This is a genomic window from Nostoc sp. KVJ20 (assembly GCF_001712795.1).
Lineage (GTDB): Bacteria > Cyanobacteriota > Cyanobacteriia > Cyanobacteriales > Nostocaceae > Nostoc.
The window spans coordinates 22785-39755 of the sequence record NZ_KV757643.1; the positions used below are offsets into that span (position 1 = coordinate 22785).

16 protein-coding genes are annotated in these 16971 nt (G+C 40.5%); 10 read left to right on the forward strand and 6 right to left on the reverse strand.

The genetic code is table 11. The annotated features are described in order from the left end of the window. Positions 1–319 precede the first annotated feature (319 nt). The 3 genes from A4S05_RS21475 to petN all read right to left on the reverse strand — a co-directional run bounded on the left by A4S05_RS21475 (position 320) and on the right by petN (position 3915). On the reverse strand, positions 320–3451 hold the full coding sequence (locus tag A4S05_RS21475) for a GAF domain-containing protein (protein ID WP_069071828.1): 3132 nt from the start codon (positions 3449–3451) through the stop codon (positions 320–322). 205 nt (positions 3452–3656) lie between these two features. Further along, a complete protein-coding gene (locus A4S05_RS41825; protein WP_094350864.1) occupies positions 3657–3818 on the reverse strand; it encodes a hypothetical protein in 162 nt (53 codons plus the stop codon). A 7-nt stretch (positions 3819–3825) separates the two neighbouring features. Further along, entirely contained in the window at positions 3826–3915 is a 90-nt protein-coding gene (petN, locus tag A4S05_RS39170; RefSeq protein WP_012408302.1) for a cytochrome b6-f complex subunit PetN, read from the reverse strand. A gap of 149 nt (positions 3916–4064) precedes the next feature. Between petN and A4S05_RS21480 the strand changes: the two genes are divergently transcribed. From A4S05_RS21480 to A4S05_RS21495, 4 genes are all read left to right on the forward strand, one after another. After that, positions 4065–4499 carry a hypothetical protein gene (locus A4S05_RS21480; protein ID WP_069071859.1) on the forward strand — a complete coding sequence of 145 codons (435 nt, stop codon included), beginning with the start codon at positions 4065–4067 and terminating at the stop codon, positions 4497–4499. A 153-nt stretch (positions 4500–4652) separates the two neighbouring features. Beyond that, positions 4653–5216 carry a 3'-5' exonuclease gene (locus tag A4S05_RS21485; protein WP_069071829.1) on the forward strand — a complete coding sequence of 188 codons (564 nt, stop codon included), beginning with the start codon at positions 4653–4655 and terminating at the stop codon, positions 5214–5216. A 260-nt stretch (positions 5217–5476) separates the two neighbouring features. Continuing rightward, positions 5477–5950, forward strand: coding sequence for a TspO/MBR family protein (locus A4S05_RS21490; RefSeq protein WP_069071830.1), 474 nt, complete (start codon positions 5477–5479; stop codon positions 5948–5950). A 341-nt stretch (positions 5951–6291) separates the two neighbouring features. Then, on the forward strand, positions 6292–7422 hold the full coding sequence (locus A4S05_RS21495; protein ID WP_069071831.1) for a site-2 protease family protein: 1131 nt from the start codon (positions 6292–6294) through the stop codon (positions 7420–7422). Positions 7423–7511: 89 nt separating this feature from the next. Here the strand turns inward: A4S05_RS21495 and A4S05_RS21500 are convergent, their stop codons facing one another. Continuing rightward, positions 7512–7901: a hypothetical protein gene (locus tag A4S05_RS21500; protein WP_069071832.1), complete on the reverse strand. Its 390-nt coding sequence runs from the start codon at positions 7899–7901 to the stop codon at positions 7512–7514. Between the two features lie 807 nt (positions 7902–8708). Between A4S05_RS21500 and A4S05_RS44260 the strand changes: the two genes are divergently transcribed. Both A4S05_RS44260 and A4S05_RS21505 read left to right on the forward strand, forming a co-directional pair. Further along, the gene (locus A4S05_RS44260) at positions 8709–8861 is read left to right on the forward strand and encodes a hypothetical protein (protein WP_370684474.1); all 153 of its coding nucleotides are present in this window, start codon (positions 8709–8711) and stop codon (positions 8859–8861) included. A 101-nt stretch (positions 8862–8962) separates the two neighbouring features. Next, positions 8963–9778 (forward strand): superoxide dismutase, encoded by an 816-nt coding sequence (locus tag A4S05_RS21505; protein WP_069071833.1) that lies wholly within the window; start codon positions 8963–8965, stop codon positions 9776–9778. Between the two features lie 324 nt (positions 9779–10102). Here the strand turns inward: A4S05_RS21505 and A4S05_RS21510 are convergent, their stop codons facing one another. Both A4S05_RS21510 and A4S05_RS21515 read right to left on the reverse strand, forming a co-directional pair. Next, entirely contained in the window at positions 10103–11428 is a 1326-nt protein-coding gene (locus A4S05_RS21510; protein WP_069071834.1) for a hypothetical protein, read from the reverse strand. Between the two features lie 260 nt (positions 11429–11688). Further along, positions 11689–12330: a type 1 periplasmic-binding domain-containing protein gene (locus tag A4S05_RS21515; protein WP_069071835.1), complete on the reverse strand. Its 642-nt coding sequence runs from the start codon at positions 12328–12330 to the stop codon at positions 11689–11691. 1098 nt (positions 12331–13428) lie between these two features. Between A4S05_RS21515 and A4S05_RS21520 the strand changes: the two genes are divergently transcribed. The 4 genes from A4S05_RS21520 to A4S05_RS21530 all read left to right on the forward strand — a co-directional run bounded on the left by A4S05_RS21520 (position 13429) and on the right by A4S05_RS21530 (position 16824). Further along, a complete protein-coding gene (locus A4S05_RS21520) occupies positions 13429–13857 on the forward strand; it encodes a hypothetical protein (protein WP_069071836.1) in 429 nt (142 codons plus the stop codon). Positions 13858–13953: 96 nt separating this feature from the next. After that, on the forward strand, positions 13954–14109 hold the full coding sequence (locus tag A4S05_RS41830; protein WP_176727062.1) for a hypothetical protein: 156 nt from the start codon (positions 13954–13956) through the stop codon (positions 14107–14109). A gap of 541 nt (positions 14110–14650) precedes the next feature. Continuing rightward, positions 14651–16009 (forward strand): APC family permease, encoded by a 1359-nt coding sequence (locus A4S05_RS21525; RefSeq protein WP_069071837.1) that lies wholly within the window; start codon positions 14651–14653, stop codon positions 16007–16009. Positions 16010–16164: 155 nt separating this feature from the next. Continuing rightward, a complete protein-coding gene (locus A4S05_RS21530; RefSeq protein ID WP_069071838.1) occupies positions 16165–16824 on the forward strand; it encodes a class I SAM-dependent methyltransferase in 660 nt (219 codons plus the stop codon). The last annotated feature ends 147 nt before the right edge of the window (positions 16825–16971 follow it).

The following is a 16971-nucleotide window of genomic DNA, read 5'->3' on the forward strand; positions in this document are numbered from 1 at the left end:
GACAAACAAGTAATGGAGGTGAATATAAATAAAAATCAATGATAGATTATACATTTAATAAATATAAATAAATAACAGATTATACATTTGAGATAGTGAAAGTTACCTAAAAAATAAATAAAATTAAATTTTCGTTTATAAAATTTAATTTTCCGCATCCTGTGTTTATGTACCCTCTGGCTATTATTACAAAACGGTCTCTGTCTATCTCTCCGTACTCAAATGATTCTTCTACTGTTTTCTGTGCTTGGTTGCAACAGCAGCAATAGATATGTATTACACCAAGCGATGCTTGCGGCTGACTATACCTACGATCTTTTTAACTAACTGTCCGTTTCATCGGAATTTCGATCCAGAACTCACAGCCGTTACCAGGTTCAGAAGTACACTTGATATTACCACCGTGTTTTTCGACAATAATTTGGTAGCTAATAGATAAACCCAAACCAGTACCTTGTCCAGGTTGTTTGGTGGTAAAGAAAGGTTCAAAAATGCGCGATCGCACCATCTCTGGAATCCCACAACCATTATCGGCAATCCAAATCAGAATCATATTCCCTTCTATGACTCTTGTCCGAATCCAAATTTTAGGATTGTCAATTATTTTTCCACTAGTTGCTAAGTTTTCCAGTGCATCGATCGCATTGTTGAGAATATTCATAAATACCTGATTCATCTGGGCTGCATAGCAGACTACTGAAGGCAATTCCCCATATTCTTTAATTACCTCAATAGCAAAAGAATTAGTCTCTGGTTGCAGTCGATGTTGTAAAATTAGCAAAGTACTGTCGATGCCTTCATGAATGTCTACAGGCTTCATGCCTGTTTCGTCAAGTCGAGAAAAACTTCGCAACGACAAGACTAATTGAGAGATGCGATCTGCTCCTATTTTCATTGAAGTGAGAATTTTGGGCAAGTCATCACTAATGAAATCTAAATCAAGTGTTGCTACTTGCTTTTGAACTTCTCCTGTTGTCTTAGGATACTGTTTCTGATAGAGGCGCAGTAATTTCAATAAATTTTCGGCATGTTCAGTAACGTAAGTTATGTTGCCATAAATGAAACTAATCGGGTTGTTAATTTCATGGGCTACACCAGCAACTAACTGTCCTAAGCCTGCCATTTTCTCACTTTGAATTAACTGACTCTGAGTGTGCTGTAATTCTTTAAGAGTCTGGGTGATTTCTTCTTTTTGACGTTGAGTTTGTTCAAATAATTCCGCTTGTTGAAGTCCTACCCCTAACTGAGTACCAATCTGCATCAGCAAATCTATCTCATCTTCTTGCCAATCACGGGGTTGGATATTTTGATAAGCTGCTAGTAATCCCCAAAGTTTCTCACCCTGAAAAATCGGCACAATCATATATGCCCTAGCCTCCATTAGTTCAATCAGGGCAATATAAGGAATAGAATCATCAGTGCTGTAAATATCCTTAATAACCAGAGTTTTACCATTAGCAAAATCTCCTACTTGGTTTTTTTGCAAGTAATCATCTACCATCGCAGGTACAATTTTTTTTACTGGTGTCCAACCTTGAGCTAAAGACTCAGCAACAAATTCGCCACTCCAATCAGCCCGAAATCGATAGATTGTCACTCGATCAACTTCTAATAGCCGCCGCACCTCTTCTGTACTGGTAGCAAAAATGGTGTCAATATCAAGAGACTGGCGAATTTTCTCCACAGTTGCGGCTAAGGCCTTCTCCCTTTCGGCTGCTTTGCGTTCTCGTTCGGCGGCTTTAGCCAGTTTTTGAGCTTGCACCTGCACCTGTTTCAATGACTCAGCTTGCTGTAATGCTACCCCCAATTGGACGCCAACTTGTGCTAGTAAGTTGATTTCTTCATCTTGCCAATAACGAGGTTGGGAGTTTTGATAAGCTACTAGCAACCCCCACAATTTCTCGCCCTGAGAAATTGGTACAAAAACTTCATTCCGTGCATACTTACCCGCTTGCTTTCCTTGCACAAGAACGCCTTCTGTTACAGGTTGCGGTTTAACTATTGGTGTCCAACCATCAACAATGGAATCAGCGACAAATTCGCCACTCCAATCAGGATAGAAGCGGTAAATTGCGACTCGTTCCACTTCTAATAACCGACGGACTTCTTGAGTTGTGGTTTTAAAGATGGCTTCAATTTCCAAGGACTGACGAATTTTTTCTACGGTGTTCGCCAATGCCCTTTGCCTTTCAGCAGCTTTACTGATCTCTGCTGCTTGGATTTGCATTTGTTGGATAAATTCCGCTTGTTGCAAAGCCACACCTAATTGAGTGCCCACTTGAGTGAGCAAATAAACCTCATCTTTTTGCCAATCACGGGTTCTGGCGTTCTGGTATACTGCTAGCAAGCCCCAGAGCTTCTGACCGTGGTAAATGGCAATGATCACATAAGCTCTTGCTTGATAAATTTCTAAGATTTTAATGTAGCAGTCACTAAAGCCGGAATTGTAAATATCATTACAAACACGATACACTTCACATCGACTAAAGCTACCACCCTCTGTATCTTGTAAGTAGGTATCAGGAATTGGGGGGTTAGCTAAATCTTTGGCGCTGCATTCACTAACATTTTCACTCAATTCCGGTCGCTGCAATTGTTCATGGATCAAGGAGATCCAACCCTCTGCCACTGATTCAAACACGAATTCACCACTCCAATCGGGATTGAAGCGATAAATAGCCACGCGGTCAGCATTTAGCAGTTGCCGAAGTTCTGCGGTGCTTGTGTGGAAAATGCTTTCCAAGTCTAGGAATTGACGAATTTTCTCAATGGTTATGGCTATGGTTTTTTGCCATTGGGCTGCTTTTTCTCTGGCTTTTGCTTGTGCTAGTTGTGCTGATTGCAGTTTTACTTGTTCTAAGTAATCTGCTTGCTGCAAAGCAACTCCTAGATGTTCAGCAATGAGTTGCACAAACTCAATTTCTGATGCTTCCCATTGCCGAGGACTACTACACTGATGAATACACAGCAATCCCCATAAATCTTTACCTTTCATCAAAGGGGCTGTTATATTGGCACGTACCTGAAATCTTTCTAGAATCTGGATATAGCAATCACTAGCATTAACTTGATAAATATCAGCTATTGCTCTAATCCGACCTTGCTGATATAGTTCTGCAAATTTCTCACTAAAGCAGTGGTCGCGCAGTTTGGCTGCTAGTGCCGAATCCCATTCGGTTCCCACATCTTCATAGATAAATTCCCCTTCCCATGCCAATTCAGGATCAAAACGAAACACGCCAACCCGATCGCTTTTTAAAAGTTGGCGGACTTCAGTGACCGTAATTTTGAAGATAGTTTCTATGTCTAGAGACTCACGAATGTGGGCAATAACTCCAGACAAGGCTTTTTGTTGCTCATTTTGACACAGAGAGGCTGTTGTCACATCTGAATGAGACTCTTGCTGTTCTGAATTTGGTTCTATGGGTTGAGTGGTAGAGGAGTTTTCCATTCCCAGTGGGACTTGAAATATTGAAAGTCTTCTATCTCATGATTCCCGTTGCGATCGCAAAGGTAACAGTCATTTCCTTTAAATGCTAGAAAAAACAATGTAGGGACACAATAATATCCATTGGTGTCAACTTAACGNNTAGCTGAAGTTGACACCAATGAATAATATCGCGTCCCTACACAAAGATTTTTCAACCACGAGAAAATTATCGCCGCTTAGGAGTGGCGCTGCGGGTGGTGCGTTTCTCTTCATCTCGACGACGGCGATCGCGCCAGTCTGCCAGGGTCAAATAACCAATACCACCAGTGACTACTACGAGCAGCACTACAGCAAATAAAGCCAAAATACTCAAAAATGGACTTTCCACAATGCCTCTACAGTCCGTTACGTCCCCACACTACCATTGCAATTGACCAAGTAAACACAACTAACAGTGATACCCAACCTAGTGTCAAAATCTCCATAGTCCCACTTTTCAAATAATTACAAAAGGTTTCTAATATTTATCATACAGGGATTGGGCGGTTGATCCTTCAGCAGTGTTGGTGCGATCGCTGCACTCTTAAATTTTACTCAAGGACGCAAAGTGAACGAAACTTCAGATGTTCAACTGATGGCAGAACGCCTAGAATCCCTGAAAGCTGGAATAATTGGGGGTTTATCTGTGTGTTGCGCTTTTGGAATTACCAGTCTGTTGAATACTTTAGTTCTGGCAAAGTATTTTTCAACACTCGCAAGTCTGCAAAATGATCTTAACTGGCATTGGTGGGTGAGTGGTGCGATCGCAACTTTTACTGGTTTGCTATTTGGTGTCACCTACCGCTACATCATCCGCTCAGATAAAAACCCTCAACTCAAAGCTGGTGGTGTGCTAGCCTTTGGCTTGGTGCGGGGATTAACTCAGATAGAACTTGGGTGGAATTCTCATAGCACAATTTGGCCTTTTGTGGTCTTGGCCTTTGAAAGTGTATTGTGGTTTGCAATAGCTGCGATCGTTCTTGATATCGCTATTCAACTGCGTTGGGTTAGACCTTTTTCATCAATCTAAACAGGCAGTTTGTAGTTCAAATACATGAAAAAGGTTGTAAATACCGCATTATTGTAGTATATTGACTACAATAAATTACATGGCTATTTTGTAAGCCTTAAAAAATACGTATAAACAACTACTCTTATTAAATAAGATTATTTATTACCTAATATGAAATCTCAAATATCCCACTACTATCTAATAGTCGATTTGGAGGCTACTTGCTGTAACAGTAAGACTATTCCTCGTCACGAAATGGAAATCATCGAAATCGGTGCAGTGATGCTCAATCGAACAACCTGGGAAATTGATTCAGAGTTTCAGCAATTCATCCAACCTGTGAGACATCCACAACTGACAGGTTTTTGCACCGAATTGACTAGCATTCGGCAGCAAGATGTTGACGAAGCACCCAAATTTTTAGAGGCAATTTCTCGCTTCAAAGAATGGATTGATTTATTTCCCAATTATATTTTTTGTTCTTGGGGCGGTTACGACAAAAAGCAATTTATTCAAGATTGCGCGTTTCATAATTTCTCTTACCCTTTTACTTCAGAGCACATAAATATCAAAGAGGAATTTTCAGAATATCTTGGCGTATCTAAAAAATTTGGTATGGCAGAGGCTCTCAATAAGCTAGGAATAGAATTGAAAGGCAAACATCATCGTGGAATTGATGATGCTCATAACATTGCATCTATCTACAGACAGATTAAAACTAAAAAATTAAGCTGATTTAAGAAGAATGCAGAATTCAGCAATCAAGACGCTTTGCAAACGCTAATGCAGCCCTGAACTAGTAGTCTGCCAACCCAAAAATGCTAAGTGAGGACTGGGGAAAGGGGAAAGGGAAAAGGGTAAGAGATTTAAACCCTTTCCCCCCGCCCCTTATCCCCAGAGGGGACCCCACCTTCCCCCTTACCCTTTACCCCGCCAAGTTCACTTGGCGAACTACTAGACTATAAGTGTAATCCTAACTATGGCAGGAAACCTTTGTGAAAGCTAGATGGATTATCACAGCAGTTTCGGCAGCACTATTTTTCGGCGGTAGCCTGCTCACATCATTGCGTGACCCTTGGTTTCAGAACTTGCAGCGTCCCGACTGGTTAACCTTTGAATTCCTCATCCCATTTATCTGGACATTCATTTGGATCTGTCTGACAATTTCAGCAATTATCGTCTGGGAAAGAAGCTCAAAACAGTCTCGTCCCTGGCTGTTGATGGGTTTGTACGCAGCGATCGCTCTTTTGACCTCCGTTTACAGTCCCATTGTGGTAGAACTTCGCAGCCTAACAGGTGGAATGATTGTCGGTGGCTTGGCAACACTTCTCGTCTATATTTTGGCATTTTTGGTTAAGCCAATTTCCCAAAAAGCCTCCTGGCTATTCTTACCTTATGCTCTCTGGGGCCCTTTCGGTACTTATCTCACTTGGCTATTAATCCAACTTAATCAGGGCACAGGCAGATAAAAGACTTCGACACTGAAAATTAAGCGATTGATCGCTAACTACAAACCTCACAAAATTAATGTAACAGACCACTATTGAGATTTGGCAATATCTATCGTTTGCCAGAGGAAGCAATGATTGTGATTTTCTATGCTTTTGGTGATTTAGTATCACTCACATATAGGAATCCGGTTTGATTTCTGAAAAAAAATCTGTATACCTCTAATTTCCTTCTTTCTTGTCAAGAGTTCTTGATCTCTACAAGTAATTTCAAAAATCAAATACTAGTCCTATATTTTCACTCTAGTTTTTTTCAGCAACAGCATTTCTAGACAAAAACTGCTTTAGAAAAAGAGGAATATATGCAGGGTTTTCGCTTAGGTTCCATTTTCGGGTTTGAAATCCGAATAGACTTGTCCTGGCTATTAATTGTCTTCCTCATCCTGTGGACATTAAGTGCAGGTCTATTTCCAGCCAACTATCCGGGACTTTCCAATGCAACTTATTTCGGTATGGGCCTAGTAGCAACGTTTTTCTTCTTTGCCTCGCTACTGGCTCATGAGCTTTCTCATTCCTTGGTGGCTAGGACAAAAGGAATTCCCGTCGAAGGCATCACTCTGTTTATCTTTGGTGGGGTGTCACGCACTCGTATGGATGCCGAACGTCCTGATGATGAGTTTCAGATTGCGATCATTGGGCCCTTGACCAGTTTAGTGCTGGCTGCTTTCTTCGGTTTAGTTGCGTATATCGGCACAAATGCTGGATGGAGTGTTGTAGTTACGGGTGTCGCATCTTACCTCGGAACAATTAACCTCATCTTAGCCATATTCAATATGCTGCCTGGGTTTCCTCTAGATGGCGGTCGTGTTTTTCGATCGCTAATTTGGAAGTATACTGGCAATCAGAAAAAGGCTACCAAAATCGCCTCGACGAGCGGTAAATGGTTAGCTTATTTGCTTATTGCCCTTGGTTTCTGGGAGTTGTTCGGTTCAGCCTTGTTGAGTGGACTCTGGTTGATCCTGATTGGTTGGTTCTTATATAATGCCGCAGAAGCCGGTTACGAAGAGCTTTTGATCCGCACAAGCCTGGAAGGAGTAAAGGCACAGGAAATCATGACTCCCCATCCAGAAACGGTAAATGCCGACCTGACGCTGCAAGATTTAGTGGATAAATATTTCCTCAGTCGTCGCTACCAGTCTTTCCCAGTAACGGAAGATAGTCATCCTATAGGGATTATTACCTTAAATCAGGTCAAGGATATCCCGCGCGAAGAATGGATTTATCGTACTGTTAGAGATGCCATGATTTCCACAGACACAAGAGTTACTGCTCGTCCAGAAGAGCAGATGTCGCAGGTATTGGAAAAAATGCAAGAATCGGGAGTTCGTCGGGTACTGGTGACTCAGAATGGTTCACTCAAAGGCATTATTACCGCTAACGATGTCGCACATTGGTTACGGCGACAGCGAGACTTAGGCAACCAGATGGGATAAATAAATGGAAAAAATTAGCACCAGCTTTGATATTTAGCCGCAAATCAAAATGTGAAAATCTTATGCCCTAAGATTGATAATTATTATTCTTAGCTAAAGGGCTTTTTAGAAGAAAAATTTTTCTTACTGGATGAGTACTCAGAACAATTCATCGCTTCTTCAGTGAGAACAATAGAAGGGTTTACTGCACATTTTAGATAATGATTATTGGAATAAAAGCGGCAGTTTTTACAGGGAAGTCTGTGTGCACTGTTGATGGATAAAACCATCTTTTCATCTAAAAATGCTCGGATTTTTTGCAATATTAGAAAAAAACCTATCCAACCAATTATAAAGCCAACAGGAGATAAAGATATCGCTAGATCACGGATAGTTATTTCATGCATTTGTGCTTGATCAATTTTGACTTCACTCCGGATTCCTTGCTCTAAATTACTATTGACTACTACAGTTTTTTGCCTGATTTGATTAGGATGCATATTATTTACCTTTTGTTATATGTCTTTATTGCCTTGATTTTTGCTCGCCGGGTAATTAACTAATAATTTGTGAAAAGACATGATCTATTCCTGTTTTATCGTAGTTAGTAGGTTGATAACACTCTTGAATTTGAAATATATAGACGTTTAGTAAGCAAATAAATTCAGAAAATGCTTATAAACAAGTACTGAATCTTAGGTTAATCGTAAAAAAGTTGAAAAACGTCCATATTAGAGGTGTAGCGCTCAAAGCCGACCAGGAAATAAGGGTATTTATGGATTTGGTTTATTCATGTGTATTTTAATTAACTAAAAATCACTACACAGTTGTCAAGTTGTCAGTAGGTCAGATTCTAATGCTTACAAGTTCTTAATTATAGGTTTAGCAAAATAAATTTTTAGCTATATCTGTCAAGAGTTTTGCTTGTTATTTGTCCTTATATATCCAAGGGAATAAATTAAGTAAGAGAGACATAGATGTTTATTTATATGTTATAATATGTAGAAATAATTTATCAAACTTTTATAGACATTAAAGCTATGTCATCTTTATCACTACAACTGAATCCATAGTTAAACTTATCGACTCAGATGAATAAAATAAGGAATTATAATGTTTGGTATTATATTCACTTGATTAGTTATCACTATCAGTTTTTTAATTATTTTTAAGCTACCTTTCTTTATTAAAATTGATACTTTTATTAAAGCGATATATGGTGTTGTTTACGGGATTTCAAATGCAATTCTGCTCTCAATACTCAGTTTTTTATATTTCGCTTGATTATCCTGAATCTGGGCTTAATATTGTTTATTTTAAATACAATTATTTTTGCATTGACAGCTTATGTAGTAGAGCATTTTCGCTTAAGATGGTGCTTTTGGAGTGCTTTAAATGCCTCCACTGGGTTGACCGTGATTAATTCTATTCTCTTGAGTATTTTGCCTCGAATTACCTGATAACTAAGGTAATATATATAATATTTGGCTTGATTTGGCTGCAAAACAACATTCCATGATCTGATTACAAGCCAATAATATTGATTTTGAGGCTACAATTTATGATAAAGTTTTGGCGAAAAACAATAGTTTTTTTCTTCACAACAATTTTGCTGGCAATTCTGCTGATTTCTCATGAACCAGTACCAATAGCTGAGGCACAATCTTCTACACCAATACCAACGCCTGCTAGATCATTTCCCCCTGTAGCCTATCCTAATAGGGCACTAAGTGCTTCTCCTGCACAGCTACCACCATTGCCTTATGCTTATGGGGCATTAGGAAAAGCTATTGATGCTGAGACAATGAAATTGCATCATAATGCACACCATGCTAGCTACGTCAAGAACTTAAATGATGCATTGAAGCAGTATCCAGATTTGCAAAAAAGAAGTGTTGAAGCTTTACTGGTGGATTTGAACAGCGTACCTGAAGATATTCGGACAAAGGTACGCAATAACGGTGGTGGGCATCTCAACCACACAATTTTTTGGCAACTGATGAGTCCTGAAGGTGGTGGACAACCATCGGGAGCGATCGCTCAAGAAATTAACAAAACTTTTGGCAGTTTTGATGCCTTTAAAAAACAGTTTAATGCAGCGGGTGCAGCTCGCTTCGGTAGTGGTTGGGTTTGGTTAGTACGCAATCCTCAAAAGCAACTCCAGATTGTCACCACCGCAAATCAGGATAACCCAATTATGGAGGGTTCATATCCGATTATGGGTAATGATCTGTGGGAACATGCTTATTACCTAAAATATCGCAACCGTCGGGCTGAGTATTTGAATAATTGGTGGAATGTAGTGAATTGGCCGCAGATTAACAGGCGATACCTTTCCTTCTCTACGGAACGCTCTTTGACATCTTCACCGACCTAAAGGCGCTCTTAAGAAGGAGTAATGAGTAATAAGTAATGAGTAATGAGTAAATACCCATTTTTCATCCACTCATTACTCCTTACTCATTACTTTAATAGCGTTCGCTTTTAGCGTCTCGTAGAGAAGCGTTAGCGAGTCTTGTCTACGACACGCTACGCGAACGATAGCGGAGCGGTAGCGAGTCTGCGAGCGTCGCGTCTTTATTCTGACTCCTGAATTCTGAATTCTTCTTCAATTCTGAGCCTGATGTTCGCAGACTTGCTTAGGCGTAGCCCGTCTTAGACATCGCTGGAAACCAGCACTCTGACTTTTGGCTAAATCCCGTTATGTAACATAATTACGAAGTTTCAAAGCCCTCTGTTTGTGACGGACTATACATAGTAGAACAATTAGCAACACAAGCGCTTTGATCATTGATGGCTCCACTACCCTCTTCACTTCCGTAGGAGTTTTAGGAGTCACATTACACGGAATTTCAATGATCTGTGTGTGATCAGAACCATTACCACTGGGAGTCAGATCGCATTCGCCTTTGTTGGTGAGAGACAAAGGTGGATTTTCTGGAGAAACAGGTGCAGGTGGTTGAGATGAAGAAACAGATGGTTGAGCTGAAGAACTATCACCACCCAGTACTAGAAGCAGAAGTAAAGCAAGACCCCCACCTCCGATTATTGGCCAGAGTGGAAAGGAATCAGAACTGTCTGGTATCAAGACATCTCCCGCAGAGCCAGGAAAAGCATCAAAAGCTATTGTTTCTCCATCCAAGGCTAGTGGATTGTCACTTAGCAAAATATCTCCTGCGATATCTTCTCCCAAGAGCTGATTCAATTCCTGTGGAATCGCATTATTGGGCCGTCCGTATTCCCCACCATCTTCGGAGTATGGAAAGGATAGTACTTCAAAAATCTTCTGTTGGAGTTGGTTCTGATCTCCAGAATTCAATGCATCCAAGCCTGTAGAGATTTTATTTAAATAGAAATTTGTCATCTCTGGCGACAGACCTAGAGACTGAATCTGCTCTTGAATGTTAGAAATTTTTGAGGCCTCTTCAAACAGCAGTCGTCCGTATGACAATTTCAGGTCTAGTAATCCATTACGGGGACTAACAGAGTCATTGACTCCTGAGTATGGTGCCCAGTAGAACTGCTTGGTTACAAGTCCGAGTCCTTCTACTGGATTGCGACCAAAAGGTTGTCCTAGAAGGTATTGAGATCCATCCATGATTGTGGGGGATGCATTTCTCCAAAATGAGGCGTAAGGCACGGCAGAGAGATTGGGATTATTGCCGTAGAAGCTAGCGAAATTCTGGAAGTTTTTCTCCCCACCGGCTGCTCGGATCAGAAGGTTTTGATAACTAGTCCCATTGTTTAACTCCACTAATTGTTGGATTACCGATCCAGTCTTATTGCAGGTCAGACCAAATCCCACATCACATGCAGGAATGACTCGCATCCGGCTCAAATTTTGGTTATTAATTTGGTACTGGAGATACTCAGACTCCAGTCCTTGTTGGATGCCATAGCGTCCAACATTTAACTGTGCAAAAGCAGATTGACACGTAGTGAGTACTACTGCAACAGATGAAAATGCGATCGCTGCAAAGCGAACCCCCTTCGATATCGCAATTCTTTGAACAATTGATTTAGGCAAGATGCACCTCCACTAAACGACAGCAATTTAATTGGGCATGGGACATGGGGGAATGGCACTAAGTTAATCGCAAAGCCCTGATATAACTTGCTTTTTGAGTGTGGGGAGTGTGAGGGGTAAGACTTCTTCCCCGTCCTCCCACACCTCCCACATCTCCCACACCCTGACGAGGTTTCAGCTTTTCTTAGTGCCATTCGGGCATGGGCAAAACAGTTCCTCAGCATTCAGCACTCATGACTCAGCACTCCCCACTCCCCAATTCAACTTTTAGGTAAATGAATGTTGATTGTGATTCCTGTACCTTTGAGGCTTCCTGATGAGAGTGGGTGATATAAGACCAATGCTCGGTTTGGTTGGTCAAAAAGAAAGCCACGACGCGTGGGTTTGATTTTCCCTTGCTTGACTAAGGAAACAAAGGTTTCTAAATATCTACGTATACCTTGACGGTTTCCTTGATTAGGATTTATATGACGCTCAACCAGCATCATAAAGAAGTCCAAACTACGATTTTCCTGCCCCTGAATCAGGCTGCCCTCATCTAGGAAAGAACTGGCTATAAGCCTGCCATTAACTTGTTTGACCTTAAACAGAGTAAAGTAACGCCCTTCTTTTTTAGGATCATTCGCATAACAAACCCAGGAACCCTCTTGATTCTGTGTAAAACCCTGTTCAGCAAGATAAGAAAGCAAAGAATTACTTGCCTTAGTTTGTGGTGGAGGTAATAAATCCTCAATGGGATCTAAAGAGCAAATCCTCTGTGTTGTTTTCCGTTGAGAAACAGCAGGAGTTTGCTGGGTGTTGACGCGGAAGGGCTTGTCATCAGACATTGCCATGCTAGACATCGCAGCCAACACAGATATTTGGAGAGCGATCGCTCCAAACAAACGAACAATGATATTCATGTTTTTCCTGTTACTCTTATTTGCGTTGTCAATAATCGAGTTTTTACTAAATCAAGATTGATCTAGCAGCCCTAAATCATTTGCTAAATTTAAGAGCTTGCCTCATTTGGTTGAGGATAGCTGAAGTTTTCACCAATAAAATAGGACTTTTATATATAGGTAACTAAATCTAAATAAACACAGAATATTAATGTCTTAGTCGCAAGACAAATCGGGCTTTTTGATATTTTTACATATACAAAAAACAATTGACTCTATGTCAAAACTTTTCTATTTACTGTTGTCTAATTTTTTGCCATTAGAAGAGGGTTTTATGCCTTCCTAACTAGCTGTTATGATTACTAAAAAAAGGCTTTTTTAGCTCTTTAGTACCTTATATAAGCAGAATTTCAAAAGCTCTGTGCTTTGCACATTGGGGCTTTTGTTGATTTCCTGGGTGGATCGAATAGTTTTTTGTTTTTTAGAGGTAGCACACCTAAATAACTGTTTCCGCATGGTTGCAATTTGATGTATAAAATAATATCTCCTGACAGTAAAATAATATTACCATGAGCTTGAGACATGCAACAGTATTGTGGACAGTTGTCAAAGTTGTACACAGTGAATTGGAACCACCTCTTGATTAAATTTCATGGCAAATAGGTGAGAGCCAAAGCAATCTATTTAGACCTCACTAGTCTTAGATTCTCCAATACTATTGTTCTTCAACTAATAAATTTACGTCTTAAATATAACTTACTTATAATTTCAATACGTATAAGCAATCTACTGCGATCGCTAACCCAAGTTCCTGGTTATGCTGCAAAGCAATCGTATCTAACAAAGTTAAATTAGATTACAAATCTAAAATTTGTGATCTAATATGCTGTTGTTGCTACAGACCTGATAAGCGTCTAAGCTCAGATTCCCGATTTCTATTGTTGTGTACAAATGATTAAGTAGAGCTATATATTGTCACGATGAAAAAATACGTCTTTAAATTTGCTCTGTAGATAGAGAAGTATCCTGAGAAAAACTGGTATATTGACAAGTTTGATTAGTAACAAGTTTTGACTAAAATTAAGAGAATAACTTGGTATTTTTACAAGCCTTGGCAGTATGAATGTGGAATTTTTTAACAGGATTCCTTTGATGCCTTTAGTATTACTCTTATTGGCTTATACTCTCTTGGGATGGTATCTTGCTGCTCATCATATTATTTGGTTGGTAGGGGCTTTTGTCGCTGCTATGGTTATAGCTGTAGTGCGAAAAAGTATTTATTGGTTAGAACGTTTAATTGAATTTGGCTCTAAAATTTTAGTTGTCATTTTATTTTTAAGTATATCAATTGCTTTAGTCGCAACTTGGTCGATATTATTAAGGCTCTTTATCATTCCCTTAGCCACTACGCTTTTAGCCGATTTGGAAATGCGTTTTTCTGGCTTAAATAAACTAGATTCATTTTGGGTTATAACAGTCCTAGCTGTCTTGGGTTTGGTAGTAGGTGAATTAATAGATATTTTACTTTTTCCCAGTAGCCGATACTAAAAAATTAGGGTTGAAGAAGAATTCAGAAGTCAGAATTCAGAAGCCATTACTCATTACTCATTTAATTTGGTTCACCGATAATGATACCAAAACTGTATGAATAAAAAATGGGTAAATCTCATCAAAGTCAACAGCCTAAATTCAGACTCGCCACTCATTTTAAACCCATTTATTCAGACGCGACTCGAAAATACTCACTTGCCGCCGACACTATCCGCCAGTCGCATAGAAAACATTGCTGTTAGCGGATAGCTAAGGTTTAGCCCATTCTGACTCCTGAATTCTGTTTGATAAACCACCCATTCTCAATCAAGGAAACGTTTGTGGTACGGGAATTACGAGCTTTATGACCAAAGAATGCACGATTACCCATTATTAGTCAATCATTCTTTAGATTACTAAAAATCTCACTCGTGGAAGAAGTGTTACCGAGTCAGATTTTCTATGTTATTGTCATCACGATGTTGTCTATTAAAAGAATTGGGAGCGATGCCTACGGCGGCAAGCTACGCAGGGAAATTAATCTGAATGTTACCAAATAATTTGAGGATATCTCATTGGTGACTGTCACTTTCCCGTCACATTTGTTTTTTACCATAGTTGGTATGAGTAAAACAGTGATTAAAATTTGACCTACCCGATGGACTAGCTTTTGGGCTAGTAGTTCACTACCTCAAAGGTCTTGGTGAATCGTGAGTTCCCAGATTTGGAGTACATAAGATAATTCCTCTGTTGAATAAAGACTATGAAACCAAGCCAAGAGTCCCAACTCAACACTAAATAACGGAGTAATGTGAGTAGACCTAAAGACTACAGTTTGCTTGAGCAGACAACATCAACTGAAGTAGGAGTACCTAAGCCATCCCTAACATTATCAGACGCAGTAGCTCTGATTGTGGGTATTGTTATCGGGGCAGGGATTTTCCAAACTCCGGCTCTAGTGGCAAGTCAAGCAGGCAGTGATCTTGCTGTAATGTTTCTTTGGCTAATGGGTGGTGTCGTGTCTCTGGTAGGAGCCTTGTGCTACGCAGAGTTGGCGACTGTTTATCCCGATGTCGGCGGTGTCTACTACTATTTGAAACGTGCATTCGGGCGGGGAGTCGCCTTTTTATTTGCCTGGGCGCGGATGACAGTGATTCAAACTGGTTCTATTGCTCTTTTGGCATTTGTTTTTGGTGATTATGTTTCTCAGATATGGCGGTTAGGAACGTTTTCATCTTCTATTTATGCAGCTATAGCGATCGCACTTTTAACTGCTTTGAACATTGTCGGTTTACAGCAGGGTAAGTGGACGCAAAACTTACTAAGTGCTGCCAAAGTTTTAGGTTTGTTGCTGGTAGTAATTCTTGGGCTTACGGCCATTCCTAATTCTGCCCCCCCTGTGGAACCTGCATCATCAGGAACCTGGGGACTGGCGATGGTGTTTGTGTTGCTATCTTACGGCGGCTGGAATGAAGCGGCTTACATCTCCGCAGAAATTCAAAATGGACGACGTAATATTCTGCGATCGCTAATGTGGAGTATTGGCATTATCACCGCCATTTACTTGCTAATCAATCTGGCTTACCTGCGAGGACTGGGATTAGCAAACATGTCACAGTCAGAAGCAGTAGCCGCAGATTTAATGCGCTCTATTTGGGGCGCACCGGGAGCCTTGTTCATTAGTGTATTGATTGCGATCGCTACTTTGGGAGCAACCAACGCTACAATATTTACTGGAGCGCGTACTAACTACGCACTAGGACAGGATTTTGCCCTATTTGGTTTTATGGGACGCTGGCAACAACGTCCTAGCAGTCCTACCTATGCCTTATTTTTGCAAGCAGCGATCGCCTTAGCACTGGTTTTTTTAGGCACGCTTACCCGCAAAGGCTTTGAAACAATGGTGGATTACACCGCCCCAATATTTTGGTTCTTCTTCTTGCTTTCCGGCATATCACTGATGGTACTGCGAATCCGCGAACCCCACATAGTGCGCCCATTTCGTGTGCCATTTTATCCTTTCACACCATTACTCTTTTGCGCCGTCTGTGGTTACTTGCTCTACTCCAGCTTGGCCTATACAGGTGTGGGAGCAATTGCTGGTGTTTTAGTTGTCGCAGCAGGTATCCCCGTGTTGTTCTGGAATAACTACCGTCAACGTAGGACTTAATACAATTTTGCGTCGCACCTTTGGTGCGCTTTTAGCGCAACTTTGATTTTGGATTGTGTAAACCAAACCTCACACTGTAAGCAATTCAAAATTCTATGACTATCAGTTGTTTTCCTAACTACTGACCACAAGCTACTGAATCAAGGAGAAAATTCATGAACTTCAAAAAAATTCTGTTTTTACTGGCTACAGGTGTTAGTATCACAAGTCTGGGAATTGCTGGGTGTACACCGCAACAGCAAGATTTGGAAGCCGGGACGCAACCTTCTACCTTAACCGGTCAAACCGAAACCGAAACACCATCTGCGACAACTCCCACAACTCAACCACAAGAACGCCCCGGTGATGTTCCTTATGTACCTACACCACAGCCAGTTGTAGATGCAATGTTGAAAGTGGCAAAAGTGGGTAAGAATGATGTACTTTACGACCTTGGTAGCGGTGATGGGAGAATTGTCAATACTGCGGCACAAAAGTTTGGTACGCGCGGTATAGGTATAGATATTAACCCCGAACGCATCCAAGAAGCTAATGATAATGCCCAGAAGGCAGGAGTCACCGATCGCGTCAAGTTTGTCCAACAAGACTTGTTCACCACTGACTTTAGTGAAGCAACAGTAGTTACACTTTACTTACTGCCAGAGGTAAACGCCAAACTTCGTCCCAAGCTATTGAGTGAACTCAAACCTGGGACTCGCATTGTCTCCCACGCTTTTGATATGGGTGATTGGAAACCAGAGCAGACTCTAACTGTAGATGGCAAAACTATTTACTATTGGGTAGTTCCTGAACAAGTACCAGCGAATTTGCGCTAGAGACTAATAGCATTTTCAACAATTCTTGTAACAAGTAAATCGGCTGTAGGGGTGTACAACTGTATGCCCTTACACATTTATTTTTAACAGGGATTTCGCCAAAAAATATCAGAAATTCAAAATAATGAAAAACCTATTTTTAAATTT